The 20,982-nt window shown below is 43.6% G+C and carries 12 protein-coding genes; 6 read left to right on the forward strand and 6 right to left on the reverse strand.

All coding sequences use genetic code 11. The annotated features are described in order from the left end of the window. Positions 1-110: 110 nt before the first annotated feature. Positions 111-443 carry an NINE protein gene (locus tag Q8J82_RS10240; protein WP_304908815.1) on the reverse strand — a complete coding sequence of 111 codons (333 nt, stop codon included), beginning with the start codon at positions 441-443 and terminating at the stop codon, positions 111-113. 238 nt (positions 444-681) lie between these two features. Beyond that, complete coding sequence (gene acs / locus Q8J82_RS10245) at positions 682-2,658, reverse strand: acetate--CoA ligase (protein WP_305328241.1); 1,977 nt, start codon at positions 2,656-2,658, stop codon at positions 682-684. 147 nt (positions 2,659-2,805) lie between these two features. On the opposite strand from acs, the gene glnE reads away from it, so the two are divergent. The 5 genes from glnE to Q8J82_RS10270 all read left to right on the forward strand — a co-directional run bounded on the left by glnE (position 2,806) and on the right by Q8J82_RS10270 (position 14,317). After that, the gene (gene glnE, locus Q8J82_RS10250; RefSeq protein WP_305328242.1) at positions 2,806-5,553 is read left to right on the forward strand and encodes a bifunctional [glutamate--ammonia ligase]-adenylyl-L-tyrosine phosphorylase/[glutamate--ammonia-ligase] adenylyltransferase; all 2,748 of its coding nucleotides are present in this window, start codon (positions 2,806-2,808) and stop codon (positions 5,551-5,553) included. Between the two features lie 126 nt (positions 5,554-5,679). Beyond that, positions 5,680-9,666, forward strand: coding sequence for an ATP-dependent RNA helicase HrpA (gene hrpA, locus Q8J82_RS10255; RefSeq protein WP_305328322.1), 3,987 nt, complete (start codon positions 5,680-5,682; stop codon positions 9,664-9,666). 6 nt (positions 9,667-9,672) lie between these two features. Next, a complete protein-coding gene (locus Q8J82_RS10260; protein WP_305328243.1) occupies positions 9,673-10,581 on the forward strand; it encodes a hypothetical protein in 909 nt (302 codons plus the stop codon). A gap of 123 nt (positions 10,582-10,704) precedes the next feature. After that, a complete protein-coding gene (locus tag Q8J82_RS10265) occupies positions 10,705-13,383 on the forward strand; it encodes a bifunctional acetate--CoA ligase family protein/GNAT family N-acetyltransferase (RefSeq protein ID WP_305328244.1) in 2,679 nt (892 codons plus the stop codon). 10 nt (positions 13,384-13,393) lie between these two features. Next, positions 13,394-14,317, forward strand: a complete 924-nt coding sequence (locus Q8J82_RS10270; protein WP_305328245.1) for a histone deacetylase family protein — start codon at positions 13,394-13,396, stop codon at positions 14,315-14,317. A gap of 115 nt (positions 14,318-14,432) precedes the next feature. Here the strand turns inward: Q8J82_RS10270 and Q8J82_RS10275 are convergent, their stop codons facing one another. Next, the gene (locus Q8J82_RS10275; protein ID WP_305328246.1) at positions 14,433-15,797 is read right to left on the reverse strand and encodes a leucine-rich repeat-containing protein kinase family protein; all 1,365 of its coding nucleotides are present in this window, start codon (positions 15,795-15,797) and stop codon (positions 14,433-14,435) included. Between the two features lie 365 nt (positions 15,798-16,162). Between Q8J82_RS10275 and Q8J82_RS10280 the strand changes: the two genes are divergently transcribed. Next, a complete protein-coding gene (locus Q8J82_RS10280) occupies positions 16,163-17,116 on the forward strand; it encodes a restriction endonuclease (protein ID WP_305328247.1) in 954 nt (317 codons plus the stop codon). A 118-nt stretch (positions 17,117-17,234) separates the two neighbouring features. On the opposite strand, the gene Q8J82_RS10285 is transcribed toward Q8J82_RS10280, so the two are convergent. The 3 genes from Q8J82_RS10285 to Q8J82_RS10295 are packed head-to-tail and all read right to left on the reverse strand — an operon-like array spanning position 17,235 to position 20,952. Beyond that, the gene (locus Q8J82_RS10285) at positions 17,235-18,266 is read right to left on the reverse strand and encodes a GTP-binding protein (protein ID WP_305328248.1); all 1,032 of its coding nucleotides are present in this window, start codon (positions 18,264-18,266) and stop codon (positions 17,235-17,237) included. Positions 18,267-18,289: 23 nt separating this feature from the next. Beyond that, positions 18,290-19,540 (reverse strand): DUF3526 domain-containing protein, encoded by a 1,251-nt coding sequence (locus tag Q8J82_RS10290; RefSeq protein ID WP_305326813.1) that lies wholly within the window; start codon positions 19,538-19,540, stop codon positions 18,290-18,292. After that, a complete protein-coding gene (locus tag Q8J82_RS10295) occupies positions 19,534-20,952 on the reverse strand; it encodes a DUF3526 domain-containing protein (protein ID WP_305326814.1) in 1,419 nt (472 codons plus the stop codon). The genes Q8J82_RS10290 and Q8J82_RS10295 overlap by 7 nt, the downstream gene beginning before the upstream one ends. Positions 20,953-20,982: the final 30 nt, after the last annotated feature.

Here is a 20,982-nt window from a genome sequence, read left to right on the forward strand (position 1 = left end):
GAGTATAACTCAATTATGCGTCATTGCAAGACCTGACCCCATGTTCCCCATGTTCCCATGACCCCATGTTCCACATGTTCCATGCTCATGTTCTGCCATGTTCTGATGGGTTAGGCTTGACCATATTTTTGATTGAATGCTTCATCACTCATGGTGAGAAATAAAATAAATTCAATAAAAGCAATGATGGCTGGGATTAATGTCCAGAAAAAGATTAGATATACGATACCTAACCCGACTTGACCAAGATAAAATTTATGACCGCCAAACCCGCCAAGAAAAAAAGCGAATAATGCAGCCGCAATTCTACTTTTGCCATTTGATGCAACTGAACCAAGATTGATAGCTGTAGATTGCCCAGCTTGCCTGACACCACATTTTGGGCAGATTTCGGCTTTTGCTTTTATTACAGCTCCGCACTCGCTACAAAATTTTTCATCCATTGCTTTCACTTGCTCACTCATAACTTCCCCTTTGAATTGATACTGCTAAAAAGCTTAACGTAAAGTAGGCATCCTATTTGACGCTTTACAATACGTCAAAACTGAATACCATTTAAATTTTTTAAATAAAGTATATAACGAAATCATGGTATTAACTATTTTTAGTATTGCCTAAAATTAACACACGAATACATCTGGATTTATTCATTTTATAAGCTGATTTATGATGATTCATCGCTTACTTTACCACTTCTTTCAACTGTTCCAAAATGGCAGGGTTATCTAGTGTTGAGATGTCCGAAGTGATTTCTTCGCCCTTAGCTAAGGTGCGCAACAGTCTGCGCATGATTTTTCCTGAGCGGGTTTTGGGTAAGTTATCACCAAAGCGGATTTCATCTGGTTTAGCGATTGGGCCAATCTCTTTGCCTACCCAGTCACGCAGTTCTGCGACGATTTTCTTCGCATCTTCACCTTCAGGGCGAGCGCCTTTAAGTACCACGTATGCCACCACAGACTCACCTTTAATATCATGTGGTTTGCCAACGACTGCGGCCTCTGCTACAAGATGATTTGAAACTAATGCTGATTCAATTTCCATGGTACCTAAACGGTGACCAGAAACATTCAGCACATCGTCAATGCGTCCCATAATAGTGAAGTTGCCAGTTTTAGCATCGCGCACTGCGCCATCGCCTGCCAAATAAATTTTTCCTCCTAAATCTACTGGGTAGTAACTGGATTTATAGCGCTCGGGGTCGTTATAGATGGTACGTATCATCGAAGGCCATGGTTTTTTAATCACCAATAAACCACCAGTGCCCCAAGGTATGTCTTTGCCAGTTTCATCAACTACGTCAATGTCAATTCCGGGAAATGGTAATGTGCAGGAGCCTGGCACCAATGCGGTAGCACCTGGCAGTGGCGTAATCACATGACCGCCTGTTTCTGTTTGCCAGAATGTATCAACAATAGGGCAGTGGCTGCCGCCGATGTTCTCAAAGTACCACATCCAAGCCTCAGGGTTAATCGGTTCACCTACTGAGCCCAGTATGCGTAAGCTTGATAAATCATAATTTTTAGGGTGGGTCGTTGGTGTAGTTTCAGAAGCTTTAATGAGGGAGCGAATAGCCGTTGGCGCAGTGTAAAAAATCGATACTTTATGTTTTGCAATCATCTGCCAAAAACGCCCAGCATCCGGATAAGTTGGAATGCCCTCAAATACTACTTGGGTAACGCCCATGGCTAGAGGCCCATAGGTGACATAGGTATGGCCAGTAATCCAGCCTACATCGGCAGTACACCAAAAAATGTCATTGTCTTTAATATCAAATGTCCAGCGCATGCTGTTTATGGCATGTAGCAAATAGCCTGCGGATGAGTGTTGCACGCCTTTTGGCTTGCCTGTACTGCCGGAGGTATAAAGCAAAAATAGCGGGTGTTCTGCATTCAGCATCACAGGTTCACATGTGTCGGCAACATCACTGATAAGCTCATGCCACCAAATATTGTTGGTGTTCCAATTGATTTCTTGTCCGGTTTTTTTAAGCACTACTACATTTTTAATCGACTCGCAGCCACCCATTGCGATGCCTTCATCCACAGCCACTTTTAATGGCAGAGTTTTGCCGCCACGGAATTGACCATCTGCCGTAATGACTGCCACGGCACCAGCGTCGATAATTCGCTCGTTCAGGCTTTTGGCTGAAAAGCCGCCAAATACCACAGAGTGTGTTAGGCCTAACCGTGCGCAGGCCTGCATGGCCACCACGGCTTCAATACCCATCGGCAAGTAAATAATGACGCGATCACCTATTTTGAGATTAAGTTTTTTTAAGCCATTGGCAAACTGGCAAACTTGGGTGTAAAGCTCTTTGAAGGTGACATTAATCGTAGTGCCATTGTCGGCCTCAAAGATAATGGCGATTTTATTGGGGATAGTTTCCAAGTGTTTGTCTAAACAGTTGGCAGATACATTAAGCTCGCCATCTTCAAACCATTTATAGAATGGCGCATTATCTTCATTAAGCGTTTTAGTGAAAGGTTTATGCCATACCAGCAGCTCGCGTGCTAATTTAGCCCAGAAGCCTTCGTAATCGGTTGTTGCCTCCAGGCACAAAGCGTTGTAGGCTGACATACCAGAAACATTTGCATTTTTTACAAAATCTGCACTGGGTTCGAAAACACGGTTTTCATGAAGAACTGACTCAATTGACATGCTGAAAATCCCCTTAAATCGCTTTTACACATTTATAATTTGGTTAAGAAAAAATCTCATTTTCTTTTGTAAAAATCAGCTGTAAAAACCAGCTGCAAAAAACAAGTTGTTACAAAATTGTAAACGTCATATTACCTTAAATAATCTATGCTAACACTCGAAAATTTATTATCTGAAGACCGCCCCGCGTCTAGCGATGAGGCTTGTATTCATCACGCTGTAGCTTGCAGTCCTTTTGCAGCCAGATTATTCATAAAAGATGCTGGTTTAATGCATGATTTGCTACAAAATCTGCATCAAGAGTACCTGTTAAGTGACATGCAAACTTTTTTGTCACAACAAAATATTTTTGATGAAAACTCTTTAAAACGCGCTTTGCGACTTTTGCGTCAGCATGTCATGGCCAGAATCATTGTGCGTGACCTGAATGGTTTGGCTGGTTCTGAAACTGATAGTCTGCAAGAGGTGATGCGAACAACTTCATCTTTAGCCGAATGTACAATTAATACTGCGATTGATTTCCTTAACACTTGGTTGGTAGATATGCATGGGCAGCCCATGGACATGCAAGGCAACCCGCAAAGTTTTATTGTTATTGGTATGGGGAAACTGGGTGGCGGTGAGCTCAATGTTTCATCAGATATTGATTTGATTTTTGCCTATGAGTCTGAAGGCGAAACAAAAAATGAACTTGCGGTTAGTAAACAATTGATTAGTAATCAGGATTTTTTTACACGCTTGGCTAAAAAGCTTATCGCTGCGATTGATGAGATTACCGAAGATGGTTTTGTATTTAGAGTGGATATGCGTTTGCGGCCGTTTGGTAGCGAAGGGGCTTTGGTTTCGAATTTAGACGCGCTGGAAGAGTACTATCAAAATTATGGTCGTGAATGGGAGCGTTATGCTTGGATAAAAGGCCGCGAAGTCACCGGAGGTTCGCAAGTATCAAAACTACTGAAGCCCTTTGTATTTCGTAAATATCTGGATTATGGCGCCTATGCAAGCATGCGTGATTTAAAGATTCAAATCCAGCGCGATGTGAATAGTAAAGGTATGCATGACAACATCAAGCTCGGCCGCGGTGGCATCCGTGAGATAGAGTTTGTTGCTCAGGTGTTTCAGCTCATCCGTGGTGGGCAAGACATTAGTCTGCAAATTAAACCGACGCTTAAAGTGTTAAAGCTATTAAAAGACAAAGGGTTATTGTCAGAAAATACAGTTGATGAGTTAAGTGTAGCCTACGAGTTTTTACGTAATCTGGAACATAGGCTGATGTATGTGGATGATGCGCAAACGCAAGAGTTGCCTAAAACTGATGAGGCAAAAGTGCGCATTGCAAAAGCCATGGGTTTTAAAAATTGGGCAGAATTTTCAGAAAAATTAAATAGCTATCGTCAGCAAGTGCAGCAACATTTTGATGCAACCTTTAGCGTTGCTAATGTAAGCCAAGATGAATTGGACTTGGAAAAAACCATCTGGAATAGAACGCTAGCAGAACAAGAAGCCTTGTCTGCTATGGAAAAGATGGGTTTTATAGAGGTGCAAGAAACCTTAAGAAGATTAAACGTTTTGCATCAAAGCAGCCGTTATTGTCATTTGCCTGAATTAAGCCGCTTACGTTTTGATACCCTGATGCCGCTGGCTATTTCACAGGCTGCCGAAATGCCAAACGCTGACACTACTTTGCTGAGAGTGACTGACTTGCTGGAAAGTATATGTCGCCGTGCCAGTTATTTGGCATTGCTGGCCGAGCATCCTCAAGCCATGCATTTACTGGTCAAATTATGTAGTAGCAGTCCGTGGTTGACCAACTATTTAGTGCAGCACCCGATACTTTTAGATGAGCTTCTGGATACGCGCACGCTTTACGCCGCGCCAGATTTCTTCGCATTACGTGCTGAATTGATTCAGGATTTAGCGGAGGCCGAAGGCGACATAGAACGGCAGATGGATGTATTTCGTCACTTTAAGCACGCCAATATTTTTCGTTTTGCGGCACAGGATATCAACGAAGAATTAAGCCCTGAGAAGTTGTCAGATTACCTGAGCGAACTGGCTGATTTGATTCTAACGATGAGCATGGAAATCATTTGGCCAAATGTGCGTGGAAGACATCTAGATATTCCAAAATTCGCTGTGATAGGCTATGGAAAATTAGGCGGCAAGGAACTGGGTTATGCCTCTGATTTAGACATTATATTTCTCTATGAAGATGATGCCCCTGAAGCGGGTGAAGTTTATGCGCGCTTTGCACAGCGCATCAATAACTGGTTTAACAGTTTGACTTCTGCCGGGCTACTTTATGAAACCGACATGCAACTGCGCCCAGATGGCAACAGCGGCCTGCTGGTAAGCAGTGTGACATCTTTTAGAGATTACCAATTAAATAAAGCATGGGTATGGGAGCATCAAGCTATTACCCGCGCACGGTTTGTGGCGGGTGATCAATCGATAGGCGAAGCGTTTGAGAAAATTCGTATAGAGGTGATGACACAACAACGGGACGCAGCGAAATTAAAGGTGGAAGTGCAATCTATGCGCGAAAAAATGCGCTCAGCACAACATATAACTGCGGATATATTTGATATTAAACACAGCGTTGGTGGTATTATCGATGTGGAGTTTTTAGTGCAGTATTTAGTACTTGCTCATGCCAAACAGTACCCGCAACTCACTGGTAATATCGGCAATATCGGATTGCTCAAGCTGTTAGCATCACTCAATATTATCGAGCAGGATTTGGCTGAAAAAGTCGTGCTTGCTTATCGGGATTATCGACATACCCAGCACATGCTCAAGTTGCAAGGTGCTGCGCATTTAAGAGTAGAGATGTCGTCAGTGACTGATCATGCTGTGGCTGTTAAAGCTTTGTGGAGAAAGGTTTTTGCAGATTAGGTGATAAGCGAGTAAAGCTATATCGCTAGCATGTTAAAATGCCCGCCTATGAATGTGAATAAACCTGCAAATCCAATCCCTGTTGCATCAAACTCAGCTAATTTAGCAAGTGCTTTGCAAAGTTGTATGTTGGCTGATCGGCATGCATTGCGCCGCAAGTTGCGTGATGCAGCGGATTTGCAAAAATTAAAAGATGAAAAATCCGCTGTAAAAGCACATCGTTTGCTAGGTGAAGTTGCACAAAAAATACGCACTTCACAAGCCAGATATCAATCACGCCTTAGTAATTTACCTAATCCAGAATATCCGCCAGAACTTCCAGTCAGCGGAAAAAAAGATGAAATCGCTGATGCAATTTCTAAAAATCAGGTTGTTATCATTTGCGGTGAAACTGGTTCTGGTAAAACTACGCAGATTCCAAAAATTTGCCTTGAATTAAAGCGAGGAGTTTCTGGTTTAATCGGCCATACGCAACCGCGCCGTATTGCTGCTCGTTCGGTTGCTTCACGTATTGCTCAGGAGTTGCAAAGCCCGCTGGGTGAGGTGGTGGGCTATAAAGTGCGTTTTAACGACAAAATTACTGACTCCAGCTATATCAAGTTGATGACTGACGGTATTTTATTGGCTGAAACGCAGGGCGATAAATTTCTCAACGCTTATGACACTATTATTATTGACGAGGCACACGAGCGTAGCCTGAATATCGATTTTCTGCTCGGTTATTTAAAGCAACTATTACCAAAGCGCCCCGATTTAAAAATCATTGTTACTTCTGCTACGATTGATGCCGATAGATTCTCAGCGCATTTCAATGGCGCACCTGTTATTGAAGTTTCAGGCCGTACTTATCCAGTCGAAATTCGATATCGTCCGTTAGGAAAAGCAGGCTTTCGTGCGAGAGAAACCGCTGAAACTGACAATGCTCAGTTCGATATGGATGACGAAACTATCTTTGGTATTGCTAGAAAAACCAAGACAGAAGCGCGTTGGTTTGAAGAGGATGATGAAGAAGAAGCCATTGAAGAGGCCATTTTAGACGCGGCGGATGATTTATTACGGCTTAGTACTGATAATGGGGGCGATGGCGATATTTTGGTGTTTTTGCCAGGTGAGCGCGAAATTCGAGATACCGCAGATCATCTGAGAAAATACCAAGGACGCTCAACTAAACTTAAACATATTGAAGTGCTGCCATTGTTTGCGCGTTTGAGCATAGAAGACCAGCAAAAAATATTCAAACCGCATCATACGCGCCGTATCGTATTGGCGACCAATGTGGCGGAAACCTCGCTAACTGTGCCAGGTATTAAGTATGTGATTGATGCAGGCTTGGCGCGGATGAACCGCTACAGCACACGTGCCAAAGTTGAACAGTTGCAGATTGAGAAGATTAGCCAGGCAGCAGCCAAGCAACGTGCAGGGCGTTGCGGGCGTGTTTCTAACGGTATTTGCGTGCGATTGTATTCTGAGCAGGATTTTGACGGTCGCCCTGAATTTACTGAACCCGAGATTTTACGCAGCTCGCTTGCTTCCGTTATCTTACGAATGGCAGCTTTAAGGTTGGGTGATGTCACTGAGTTTCCGTTTATCGAAGCGCCTTCGTCCCGGCTTGTTAATGATGGGTATCAACTATTGCAAGAACTCGGTGCAGTGGATAGCAGGCGTCAAATTACAGAAACGGGTTTGCAGCTTGCTAAACTGCCATTAGACCCACGCGTAGGCCGTATGATTCTGGCCGCCAAACGTGAGGGCTGTTTGGCTGAAATCTTGATTATTGCCAGTGTATTGAGCATACAAGATCCGCGCGAGCGGCCAATGGATAAGCGCGAAGTGGCGGATAATGCCCATGCAAAGTTTGCGGGTGAAGGCTCAGATTTCATGAGTTACCTCAAACTTTGGGATTTTTTTGACAATGCGTTGAAAACAAAAAAATCCAACAAAGATTTACTTAACCAGTGCCATAGTAATTTTCTGTCATTTTTACGCTTAAAAGAGTGGCGTGAACTGCATGGTCAAATCAAGCAGATTACTGACGAAATGGAGTTTAAGCTCAACGAAAAAGAAGCAAATTTTGAGCAGATTCATAAAGCGCTTTTGGCTGGTTTGTTAGGTAATATAGGTTTTAAAGATGGCGACAACGATTCATATGCAGGGGCTCGCGGCATTCGCTTTTTCGTAGCGCCTGGTTCTACACTCAAAAAAACACGTCCAAAATGGGTGATTGCCGCCGAGCTAGTGGACACCACCAAGCTGTATGCGCGTTGTGTAGCCAAGATTGAACCTGATTGGATAGAGCCATTAGCGCGGGGTTTAACTGAAAGCCAATATTCAGATCCGCGTTGGGATAGAAAAATGGGAATGGTCAACGCATGGGAACGCGTTTCCTTATACGGCCTTACCATTATCCCTAAACGCCGCGTGCATTACGGGCCAATTAACCCAGCAGAGTCGCGCGAGATATTTATTCGCGAGGCGCTGGCTAATGGTGAGTTCGATACCCGGGCTGTATTTTTCACTGCAAATGAGCGCCTGATTGCAGAAGTTGAAGAATTAGAGCATAAAGCGCGCCGTCAGGATGTGCTGGTAGATGAGCACAAGTTATTTGCTTTTTATGATGCAAAAATCCCGGCGGATATTTGCCAGGCCGCAACCTTTGAAAAGTGGCGAGAGGGCGCAGAAAAACTGAATCCTAAGTTATTGTATTTGACGCGAGATGATTTGATGCGCCATGGCGCAGATGCGATTACTGCAGTGCAGTTTCCAGAAAAAATGTTGTTAGGTGGCGCTGAAATTGCGTTGAAATATCGCTTTGAACCAGACCATGTGTTGGATGGGGTGACTGCTACCATTCCGCTGGCGCTTCTGAATCAGCTTGATTCCGCGCCAACAGAATGGCTGGTGCCTGGCATGCTGCGCGAAAAAATTACATATTTGATTAAAGCTTTACCTAAAACTTTCCGACGCGTGTGTGTGCCTGTGCCAGAGTTTGTGACCAGCTTTTTAGAACAGACCAAGATTGGTGAAGGTGCGATAAAACAAGTGCTAGCCGCCCACATTCAGCGGGTTACTACCTTAAAAATCGCCATAGAAGATTGGACAGAGGAAACGCCAGCACATTTATTAATGAACTTTAGCATAGTGGATGATGCAGGACGAGAGTTGGCGATGGGGCGCGATTGGAACGCGTTAAAAAAACAACTCGGCTCTGCGGCACAGCTGACGTTTAGAAATACGTCACCGGACATTGAAAAAACAGGTTTGAAACAGTGGAATTTTGGCGACTTGCCAGCGACGCTGAGCTTTGAACGTGATGGCATAAAGGTGACAGGTTACCCCGCGCTAGAGGATGATGAAGATAGCATCTCGGTGAAGTTGTTTGATACTGAGCGCGAAGCGGCGATTAATCATCGCAAAGGTATCTGCCGTTTGATGCGCTTTGAACTAAAAGAGCAAATGAAGCAACTTGAAAAAAGCCTGCCTAATTTTAATCAATACGCACTGACACTAAGAAATATCATGTCACCTGAAGATTTACGTGAAGATATGTTGTTAGCCATTGCAGACCGTGCATTTATTGGTGAGGATGAGTTGCCACGCACCAATGCCGATTTTATGAAGTTAAAAGCGCGAGCAAGAACGCGTCTGCCAGCTGTAAGCCAGGCTGTTGCCAGACAAGCACAGGCAATTGCGACGGAGTATCAATTACTGACTGTTCAGCAAAGTAAAATGCCTGCAACGGTGAATCGGTTAAAGCGCGATTGTGAGCAGCAAATTGGTTTGCTTGTGTACAAAGGCTGTTTTAGCCAAACGCCATGGGAACAGCTGCAGCATGTGCCGCGTTATTTAAAGGCACTCAGATTAAGAATAGAAAAGCAGCCTGCAAACCCAGACCGTGACGGTAAAAATGCCGCCAGCGTTGGCGCTTTATGGCAAAAGTGGCAAGATAAAATCAATGCGCTGAACCTTGCGCATCTGGATATTCCGCAAGACTTACTTGAATATCGCTGGCTGATTGAAGAATTACGCGTTTCACTATTTGCACAAGAACTTAAAACGCCGTTTCCAGTTTCAATTAAGCGCCTTGAGAAAACTTGGGCTGACATGCGTTTTTAGTTACTCATGGAAATCAAGCAATCACCAGAAAGTTTTGACCAATTTATGCTTAAGCCGCGCGGCGATAAGCTGATTCGTATTAATATCAGTCGCAACGTTTTGTTTGCGATTGTTTTTTCGCTGTTAGTGCATGGACTGATATTGTTTTTAGTGCTGCCGCAGATTCAGTTTGATAATGCTGCTGCATTACCGCCAACTGCCATGGAGGTTAGTCTGGCGCCACCAAAGCCGCCAGAAGTAATTCTGCCAGTAGAAAAACCAATTGAAGAGCCCGTTAAGCAGCCGGAAAAAAAGCCTAACAAACCCTCTGTCAAAACTAAAGTGATTACACAGAAATCTAGCCAGGATTCTAAGCCACCTGCATTTTCAGTACCCAACGTGATTGCTACTCCACAGCCTGCACCTGAAATTATTTCACCAAAAGAAAGCATTCAGGATATACCAACCGATATGGCATCTTACGTCAAACAGCAGCAGGCAAAAAGACTAGCTTCAGAAACCAGTGCTGCCAAGCAAAATGCGGAAGCTGTTGCAAGAGAAATTGGCCCATCTGCAGAGCAAGTGAGAGATGAAAGAATCAAGAATAACTTTAAAAATGGTACGAATGGTATTTTTGAAATTACCAGTTTGGGTGGAAGGCATGCAGCTTTTTCATTCCGCGGATGGACTAACGATTACAGTAACTCAAGGCGCGAATCATTTGAGGTTGAAGCCAGCACAGGGCAAGATGTAAGGTTGGTGATGATTAAAAAAATGATCAGTTTGATTCGTAAACATTACCAAGGTGATTTTAATTGGGAATCGCAACGCCTGGGACGGGTGATTGTTCAATCAGCACGTCCCGAAGATAACGCTGGCTTGGAAGAATTTATGATGATGGAATTTTTTGGCACTAATTATAAAAACTCATCATAATTTATTAGCTTATTATATCCAATGGCTAGTTAGCGCGAATTTGGGGATTCTTGCGATATGTCATATTTAATTTATCGCAATGCGCTAACATAACAGCTTATTTATTAGCGGCAATTGAAAAACATGAGTCAGCATCATCTCAAGCCTTTATTCGCCCCAAAATCAGTGGCTGTATTTGGTGCCAGCGACCGAATTGACTCGGTCGGGCAAATCGTGTTTCAAAACATGCTGCAAAGTGGTTATCAGGGTAAGCTTTACCCTATTAATCCAAATCACGCAGAGGTTCAGGGCTGCAAAGCATATTCTTCTATCTCTCAAATCACTGAACCCGTTGAACTGGCAGTTATCGCTACGCCGCCGCAATCTGTGCCTGGCATTATTGAAGAATGTGGCAAACATAATGTTAAAGCTGCAGTCATCATTACTGCTGGTTTTGGTGAGGCAAGTGATGCAGGTAAGACGCTTGAGTTTGCGGTTCTGGAAAACGCACGACAATATGGCGTTCGCTTGATTGGCCCAAATTGCCTTGGGGTAATGCGACCTGATATCGGCCTGAATGCCACTTTTAATAAAGGCAGTGCAATCACTGGTAATATCGCTTTTATCTCGCAATCTGGGGCCTTGTGTACCGCTATTTTAGACTGGGCAAAGTCAAATGATGTTGGTTTTTCCAGTGTTGTATCGATGGGTGCTTCGGTAGATGTGGATTTTGGCGAGATTCTCGATTACCTGATATCTGATACTAAAACACATAGCATCTTGCTATATATCGAAGGCATTCATGATGCCCGCAGTTTCATGAGTTCTATTCGTGCGGCGGCTCGTATAAAACCAGTGATTTTGGTTAAAGTCGGGCGTCATGCAGCAGCTTCTAAAGCAGCTATTTCACATACGGCTTCTATCGTAGGATCTGATGATGCTTTTGATGCTGCCGTGCGTCGCGCTGGTGTGGTCCGCGTGCAGACTATCACGCAATTATTTTCTGCAGCTAAGGCACTCTCTTGCGGCTTTGACCCAACCGGTAACCGATTGGCTATAGTCACCAATGGCGGTGGCCCCGGCGTGATGGCAACAGATTATGCCATTGACCTTGGATTGGTGATGGCAAATTTGTCAAATCACACTATTGAAACGCTAAATCAGGTGCTTCCGTCAACATGGTCACATGGCAATCCTGTAGATGTCATTGGTGACGCCCAAGCAGATCGTTACCAGTATGCTGTTAAAGCATGTTTGGAAGACCCTAATGTTGATGGCGTACTTACCATATTAACGCCGCAGGCAATGACAAAACCCTTAGAAGTGGCTAATGTGGTAATTGAGCTTTCCAATCAATATAAAAAGCCTTTGCTTACCTCTTGGATGGGGGAGGCACAAGTAGAAGAATCTCGTGCTGCATTTAATCGTGCGAAAAAACCAAGTTTTCGTAATCCTGAATCGGCTTTAGATGTATTTTCATTCCTTTCTGCCTATCATAAAAACCAGAAACTTTTGATGCAGATGCCAGGACCACTTGCCCATCATTTAGAGCCGGATGTAGAAAGTGCGCGTATGATTATTGAAGGCGCGCTGCAGGAAAAACGTAAGATTTTAGGTGAAATGGAATCAAAAGCATTGTTGTCGGCTTTTCATATTCCTGTAGCGCAAACTATGGTGGCACGTTCTCCGAATGAGGCCTTGTTGATTGCGCAACAGTTAGGTTTTCCCGTAGCTATGAAAATCAATTCACCGGACATTACGCATAAGTCTGATGTTGGTGGTGTGATGCTCAATTTAGCCAATGCACCAGATGTGCGCGCGGCTTATCATGAAATCATCGAACGTGTTAAACGTATTCGCCCAGACGCGCAGGTTAATGGCATATCCATTCAACCAATGGTGGTAAAACCAAATGGGCGTGAATTGATGATGGGCGTCACTAACGACCCTGTATTTGGACCAATCATTACATTCGGTGCGGGTGGCACAACAGTAGAGATTATGGGAGACCGTTCAGTAGCACTGCCACCGCTGAATACATTTTTGGTTAAAGATCTGATTCATGGTACCCGTGTCGCCAAAATGCTGGGTGCTTTCCGAAACATGCCGCCAGTGAATATGGAGGCGCTGGAAAGTGTGATGCTAAGGGTTTCTGAAATGGTCTGCGAATTGCCGATGCTCATGGAAATGGACATTAATCCGCTGATATTAGATGAACATGGCGTACTGGCTGCAGATGCGCGAATAGTGGTAGATGTTAGACCTGCTAGTGCTGATCGTTATGCTCACATGGCCATTTCTCCATATCCAACCCATCTCGTCAGCAATTGGCAGCTGGCAGATGGAACCGATGTGGTGATTCGTCCGATCCGTCCAGAAGATGTTTGGCTGGTGCAGGATTTTGTGCAAAATCTATCTGAAGAATCACGCTATTTCCGTTTTATGAAAAGTGTTCAGCAGCTTAGTGAAACCTTGTTAGTACGATTCACACAAATTGACTATAGTCGCGAGATGGCATTAATCGCGGTAAAAGTTGAACAGGATAAGGAAATTGAGCTAGGTGTAACGCGCTACGCTATTAACCCGGACGGTGAAAGCTGCGAATTTGCCTTAGTGGTAGCTGATAGCATGCGTGGCACAGGGCTAGGCCATAAATTAATGACCTCACTGATGGACATTGCAAGAACCAAGGGATTAAAGCGGATAGAGGGTGAAGTGTTAAAAAACAATGCCAGCATGCTGAAGTTAATGAAGCGACTAGGTTTTACTGCTGTAGTTAACCCGGAAGACAGTAGCATCAAAAATGTGTACAAAGTATTGTAAGTGAGCCTTCATGCAGACTGCTTACATTACGCATCCGGAATTTCTTAAACATGACATGGGGATAGGCCATCCTGAATGCCCGGCACGCATTCATGCTATTCAGGATCAACTCATCGCTTCTGGACTGTTTGATTTTCTTAGCCATTATGAAGCACAGAAGGCAAGCAAAGAAGTGTTGGCCCTGGCACACACTCAAGATTATATCGAATGGGTGTTTAACCATTCTCCGGAATCAGGACTTATCGATCTTGATGGTGATACCTTGATGAATCCATATACCTTAGATGCGGCTTTGTACGCTTGTGGTGCAGTGGTTAAGGCCGTTGATTTAGTCATTTCAGGTGAGGTGCAAAATGCATTTTGTAATATTCGCCCGCCTGGCCACCATGCAAAGCGTGCAGGGGCATCCGGATTTTGCATTTTCAATAATGTAGCAGTCGCCGCAGCGCATGCGCTTGAACATCATGGCTTGGAGCGAATAGCCATTGCCGACTTTGATGTTCACCACGGTGATGGTACTGAAGATATTTTTCATGATGAGCCCCGCGTGATGTTGTGCTCGACTTTTCAGCATCCATATTATCCATATTGCGGTGCTGACAGCGGCAATGACCACATCATTAATGTGCCGCTTGCTGCCGGTAGTTCAGGGGAGCAGTTTCGTGATGCGATTACAGAACAGTGGCTACCTGCTTTAGAGCGTTTCCAGCCGCAGATGATATTGATTTCGGCAGGATTTGATGCACATCGTGAAGACGACATGGGTGGACTGGCCTTGCGTGAAAGCGATTACTTATGGGTCACTGAAATGCTCAAGGATATTGCCAAACGCCATGCCAATGGCCGTATTGTATCCGCGCTTGAAGGCGGGTATTCATTACATGCATTAGGGCGTAGTGTCATGACCCATATTAAAAGTTTGGGTGAATTTTGAGCCTTGATGAGTAAATACCAGATGAGCAAATGCCAGGAGAGTATCTGTTCTCGAGTAGATGGATTTAGACATCATTTGGGGCTGTGCGGCTATCAACTGCCGTTCAATATTTACGCTAATCAGGTTTATCATTTTCACATAACTGCACTATATATAACTGCTCTATGACCTTTAGTTCAGATTGAATTTCATCAAATAAAGGGCGCTCATTAACCTCTGGTTGAGCGCATCGTCGCTGCAAGGTACGTATTGAGTCAAAGACATGCTGCGATTTAAGCATAGAATCACAACGATCCAGCAATTCTTCCAATAAGCAAGCAAACGCACGTACTTCTATGCATTGCAGACCAGTGCTTTGACGCACATCGTCCTGTGGAATGAACGATGCTGCACCAAAATCACCAAGCAAACAGTTGCCTTGCTCATTACATAAAATGTTGTGTGCATATAAATCACCGTGCATCACGCCACGAGCATGTAGATGTGCTGCTACTTCCACAATCCTCAGTGAGATATTCAAAGTAGTGGTCAATGTGAATCTGTTTTCTACGGGATAACAATCGCGTGTGCAAGATTCCAGGCTTGGCGACTGTGCGAGGTTGCGGAAACTCTGGTCGATCAACGACATTACTAATCCCGGTATATTCTCAGGATGCCCGCTGATTTTTCCAATGACAGGAATCAATCCACTATGTGTTCCAGCTGCAATGCAGGCAGCTTTTTCGCTACGTGTTAAACCATCACTGGTTAAAGTGCCTTTGAATAGCTTGACTGCTACAGGAGAATCGATGCCAGTCAATCGATGATTTGCGCGATAGATTACACCTGATGCACCTTCACCTAAAGGGTGTTGCAATTCCAGACTGTTCCAATCAATGTTTCTAATAGCTTGTTTGGCCATTACGGCGGCTTCGTTGGCATCGCTACATGGATTTCCCGCATAAGCAAGCCATGCAAGACGCGGCAACGATAGCAACCATTCAGGTAATTGTGAAAAACGATTCGCTGAGATGCGCAGTAATTCCAATCGGGTACAGGCAGCCATCTGTAATGGTAAATCCTGTAGCTGATTGCCGGCTAGCATAAGTTTTTGTAAGTGCAAACATGCTCCTAGCTCACTAGGTAATGTAGATATTTGATTGTCGGTCAGAATTAGCCAACGAAGCTTATTCGGCAAAGATGCTGCAGGTACGCTACGTATTTTGTTAGCTTTAAAGCCTACCATCTCCAAATTGGCACACTGTCCCAATACTTCTGGCACTTCAGTTAAGCTGTTGTTCGAGCAAAAAATTACGCGCAGTTTGTGTAGTTTAGGTAAGTCGTCGGGCAAACTGGATAAATCATTGCCCGATAGATTGAGAATCTCTAATGACTCGGCAAGCTCAAAGATTTCTCTTGGAAAGTCTGTCAGGCCACATGAAAGATCAAGGCGTTTGATGCCGGCCAATTGACCAGCGCGAAGGGATGATAGGGTGTGCATGGCGTAACTATAACAAACCTTAAAGTTTCACTCAGCAATAACTTGTCAGTTAAATAAAGTTCTTCAGTGTAATGGGCCTAGACCGTGTAAAACTTTTATCACAGCGGGGATTAGTATTTGGGGATTAGTATTTAAAGTCAAGTTGTCAATTAAGGATGCAGTGGTCACGAATGGCTAAATGGTGCGTGACTATTTAACTTTAATGGAGAAATTTATCGCTAATCCATGCTTTTTGATGATCTGTATATTTAATGCCACCGCACATGAATTTAGTCTAATAGCACTGTTTGATAGTTCAAGCACTTGCAATTAGTTAAATAAACATACACCATTCGTTTAATAATACAAAAAATTTGAATATCTATATGGCTAGACGACCTAAGAAGCAATCATTACTTGAGATAGCACTAAACGGGAATTGGATAGTTTCTGCAGCGCTTGCAGTAATTCTTTTAATTATCATTTTTGTTGTAGTTCCTTCTATTACAAACCCAATGCTTAAGCCTATTGCACTTGGTTTAAAGCCTATTGGATTATTCCTAACGGCCATATTTGGAATAATGGCGCTAGTAAAGTTCATTTTACAGAAAAAGGCTGAAAGCCGATCTAAACCTAGTTGGACAGCTCCACTTAATGCCTCATCTGCTGTTAAACCTAGTTGGACTGCGCCTCCTAACGTTTCTCTTCAAGTTTTTAAAACAGCTTCTGACGCTCCCATCGCAGGTTCACTTGGTAACTCTCAAGTACGACCAGTCGCACTACCACCTACCGTCTGGACATTGCAACTTATTCAAGAAATTGAATGGAAAAGGTTTGAAGAGCTATCTACAGCCTACTATCACGAAAAAGGTATTAAAGCTGAGGCAACCTCACTAGGAGCAGATGGCGGCATTGATATAAAGCTATATCAGGATGATTCAGGCAATCCTACTTCATTAGTGCAATGTAAAGCATGGACTAGCAGGCAAGTTGGTGTAAAAGAAATTCGTGAGTTTCTTGGTGTGATGACGCATCAGAAAATTGCTAAAGGTTTTTATATGACATCAGGTGATTATTCCGTTGATGCCAAAGGTACGGCCACAGCCAACAAAATCACACTGATCAATGGTGAGATGTTGTTAGCAATGATAAAGCGGTTGCCTGAAGTATCGCAGCAAAAACTCCTTGCATTAGCAGCAGAGGGCGACTATACAACGCCAACATGCGCATCATGTGGTGTGAAAATGGTGAAACGCTCTGGCAAGCGAGGAGAATTTTGGGGATGTAAAAACTATCCGCGATGCAAGCATATGCTTCATTTGAAAAGTGCAAGTCGATAACTTTAGTAATTATGTATCTAGATGGCTGATGCTGGTGAAACTTACCAAAAGCAGGTCATTTTAGCTGCCATTTTATTTATCGAATGGCACGATGCAGTGAAATTGACGACTCCCTAACTTAAAATTGCATCAATGCTTTTCGAATCTCCAGTTCATCCAACCCTTTACCAATAATCACAATACGTGATGTAGGTTCTTCTTCAGTCCAGCCTTCAAGCAGTGTGGGAGGATAAGGCGTGAAATGCACAGCATGAATGGCGAGAGGCGCCGGTTGATCTGCCGCATGGATAATGCCTTTGAGGCGCAACAAGTTTTTGCCGTAGTTTTGGCAAAACCATAACAAATGTGGCTTTAATTGCGCCCAGTTAAGCGGTTTTGGCATGATGACTGTAAAGCTCACAATGTCATCATCATGTGCTTTTTGCGGTAAAGTGCCTTTAGGCTGAGCTTTTTTCAGGGGCGCGCGCAACCAGCGCTGAGGTTCGGCGTGCTTGCTTTCAATATCAAACAAACCCACATCAATCACAAACATTGGGTCTAGCTCACCATGTATTACTTTGTGTTGTGTAGCCCCTGGGTTAATGGTGATAAGTTTTTCTTTTAAGGCGTTGATTTGTTCGGTGCTTGCTAAATCTGTTTTAGTCAGTACTAATACATCGGCCACAGCCGCTTGCTTTAATGCTTCAGTATTTACTTCAATTTGCTGCAAACCGTATACGCTGTCTATCGTTACTACTACTGCATCCAGCCTGTAGACAGATTCAATCACAGGTTCATTCATCAGGTTGGCAAGTATCGGGCCAGGGTCAGCCATGCCAGTGGTTTCGATAATCAGACGGTTGAATTGCGGTATTGCTTGTAATGCGCGCTTAAAAAACAAATCGCGCATGGTGTCTGCCAGCTCATTTTTTAAGGTGCAGCATAAACAGCCGGAGCTTAGAAGTACGGTGTTATCGGCAATATGTTCATTTTCAATATTTTGCGCCAAGTTACTATTGGCAAAAATTTGGTCTAGTCCTGCATCGCCCAGTTCATTGATAATAATGGCCGTGTCGTTCATAGCGGGATGATGCAGCAGCTGATTGAGCAGTGTGGTTTTACCACTACCTAAAAAACCAGTTAGTAAAGTTACGGGGATGCGTTTGTCCATATTTAATTCAATCTGTCATAGTGTTATTGTTTAAACCTTGGCATAGCTTTAAAGTCTTTTTGATGGAAGGGGTGTTCGTTAAAAAGATATGGGTAAAAGTAGTGCCGCAGTTCAGTGTGATAGTTGCTGACTTTTGCGCGAAAGGCCAGTAGGTTCTGTAAATTGTTGTCTGATATGTCATCCATCCAGTATTGTAATGCAACTGAAGGGATGAGTATGCCAAGAAGGCGACTACGCTGGTCTCTTTGCAATAAAGCGGCATGACGTTGTTGTAAAGCATTATCAACCGCCATGTCAGCTACTTGCTGAAAGGCGTAATACCATTTCCAATGAAAACGTGTCGTAACTTTTGACGTATCTTTCCACTCAGGATGTGCTTTAAAAAACGTATCAAAAGTCTGTTCTTTTGATAAATCCCACGCGTCATGTACTTTTTTTCGATGTTCAAGTGCGATTTCCGCGCCTGAAATGAAGGGGCTGGTTTTGTTAATAAGTACGTTTGCCGTACTGGGAATAACGATAACAATAAGTAACCATAACACTAAACATAATGTGGCATTAGCGCTTGTACTTGGCTGGCTTCGCCTTAAGCTGAGTAACCCGCTCAGAAATGTCCAAAACAAGCCATATGCCAATACCGCAAGGCTTATTTTTACAAAATCGGTAAGGGGAAGTTGCAGCATAACGACGCAAGCCGTAAGCGGTAATAGTATGCTGGCACTGGCGATGAGCCATCTTAATAGTAATCTCCTAATCCATAATGCATTAAGTGATGTGGTGAGCGATTTAAGCAGGGTTAGTCTGTTTTGGCTTCGCTCAATTGGGCAAAGGTCATGTGCAAGTGCGACACAAATGAGCGGTAACATAAAAATCACCACAAAAGCAAAATCAAAGTGGCCAGCTACCGCATATTCCGGATTGTGTGATTCTCCGTCATATAGCTGAGATTGCAGGCCTAATAACCTTACTCTTTGAACGTGCGGCGAGTAACTGCGGTTACCTAGTGAAATGAAACTCCACTGCCCTGGCGTGTTATAAACAGTGTGGTAAACATAATAAGCCGTCTCACCGGCTTCACCACCTCGCCCAAATTTGGTGATTTGTTGCTGATGGCGGTGGGACTCTGTACTGATTGCCCTGCGAATTTCTTCGTGGATGGTTTGCGTTTTTAACCACCCATTCCAAAGTGCAATAGCACATATCAACATGCAAAATAACAATGCCGCCACCATTAACTTTTGGCGAAAAATAAGGAGGCATTCAAATTTCAGCATGTTTGACTCAAGCGCTTAGTGGTGAAAATTAAAGCGAGGGCTGTGAAAGTAAGCCAGCTTAACAGAGTTAATAGTGTATGCAGAATATCTGGGAATACCAATTGAATCGTTGCTGGAGAGAGGTCTTTACGCGGTGCTTTTTTCCAAAAATCTGCATCCAAACGCTGCTCTTTGTCGTTTGTATGCTTAACTTGATGTATATGGATACTGTTAAGGTATTGAATGGTGGCATAACGCCGCTGTTCTGCTAACTCTAAAAAATGCATGTGATGGGCTAAGTCACTGCCGCTTGCTGCACGTGATAACGTTTGTATGGCAATCGAGGGGTTTAACCATGCAAGTTTGCGTATCATGTTTTGTTGCTGTTGCATCGTCATCGCAATGTGTTGATATTGCTCACGGTATACTTGTGTGGTGAGACGCTCACCCTCACTTAATAGCAAGCCGTTGTAGTTTACTGGTAAATCTTCCACCTTTTTCACCCCGTATTGCTGCAATGATTTCTCTTTAAATGTATTGAAATATGGGTCGTTAGCATTGTGGCTGTCACCAATTTTACTCAGCACATCTTCTGCCATAAAATTAGCTTCTACCAAACTGGGCGTAGGGTGTTGTTGATGGGCTAATTCGTGGCTTAGTCTGGGGAGTGCGATGCAAAAGGCTAACCACAGTGCAACTAAAATAAGCAAGGCGGTACGTGAGTATTGGCAATAAGTAGAGACTGCAATAATGAGGGTGCACCACATTAGCAAATAAACGGTATAGCCAGCCAGTAAAACTGTGATTCTTGCGTAGATGTCAATTTCTGAAGGTGCAGCAATCATCCCAATCATGCTTAGCATTAACACTAACAATACGCTAGGTATGGCTAATGCCATCAATTTACCTAAAATTAACTGATGTGTTTTAACACCATTTGACAGCAATTGTTGCAATGTTCCTTGTTCGCGTTCGCTAGAAACAATAGAATAACCAATAAATATAAGCACAAGCGCCAAAATGGTTTGCAAGATAAACGCTGGCGTTAGCTGCCCAAAACGTATGAGTGCGCCACTTTCACTGGCATCGTTAAAGTTAGCACTGTTTTGGCGATGAGATTCTAAAAACAGCACATAGCCAGTAAAAGCGTTACCACCCTCATCAAATCTAAATAGAGGGTGCAGCGGCTTAAAAACAAAATCGCCAAAGTGAGAAACACGGTGCGGATGCCGTTCAGGCTGCTCATTCCATTGGGCATTTGATATGACTGTTGCAATGTCGTATTCGTGTTGGATTTCTTGAAATCTGGTATGAGTTAGATAAAGTGCAGCCAAAGTGACGAGTAACAACCCCGCTATCACATTAAGGCTGCTGCTATCACGTAATAGCCTTATCCACTCAAACTGCGCGATTTTTAATGAAGTTTTGAACATTGATTTAACATTACTTTAATGCTGTTAAGT

It is taken from the genome of Methylotenera sp., assembly GCF_030684185.1.
GTDB lineage: Bacteria > Pseudomonadota > Gammaproteobacteria > Burkholderiales > Methylophilaceae > Methylotenera.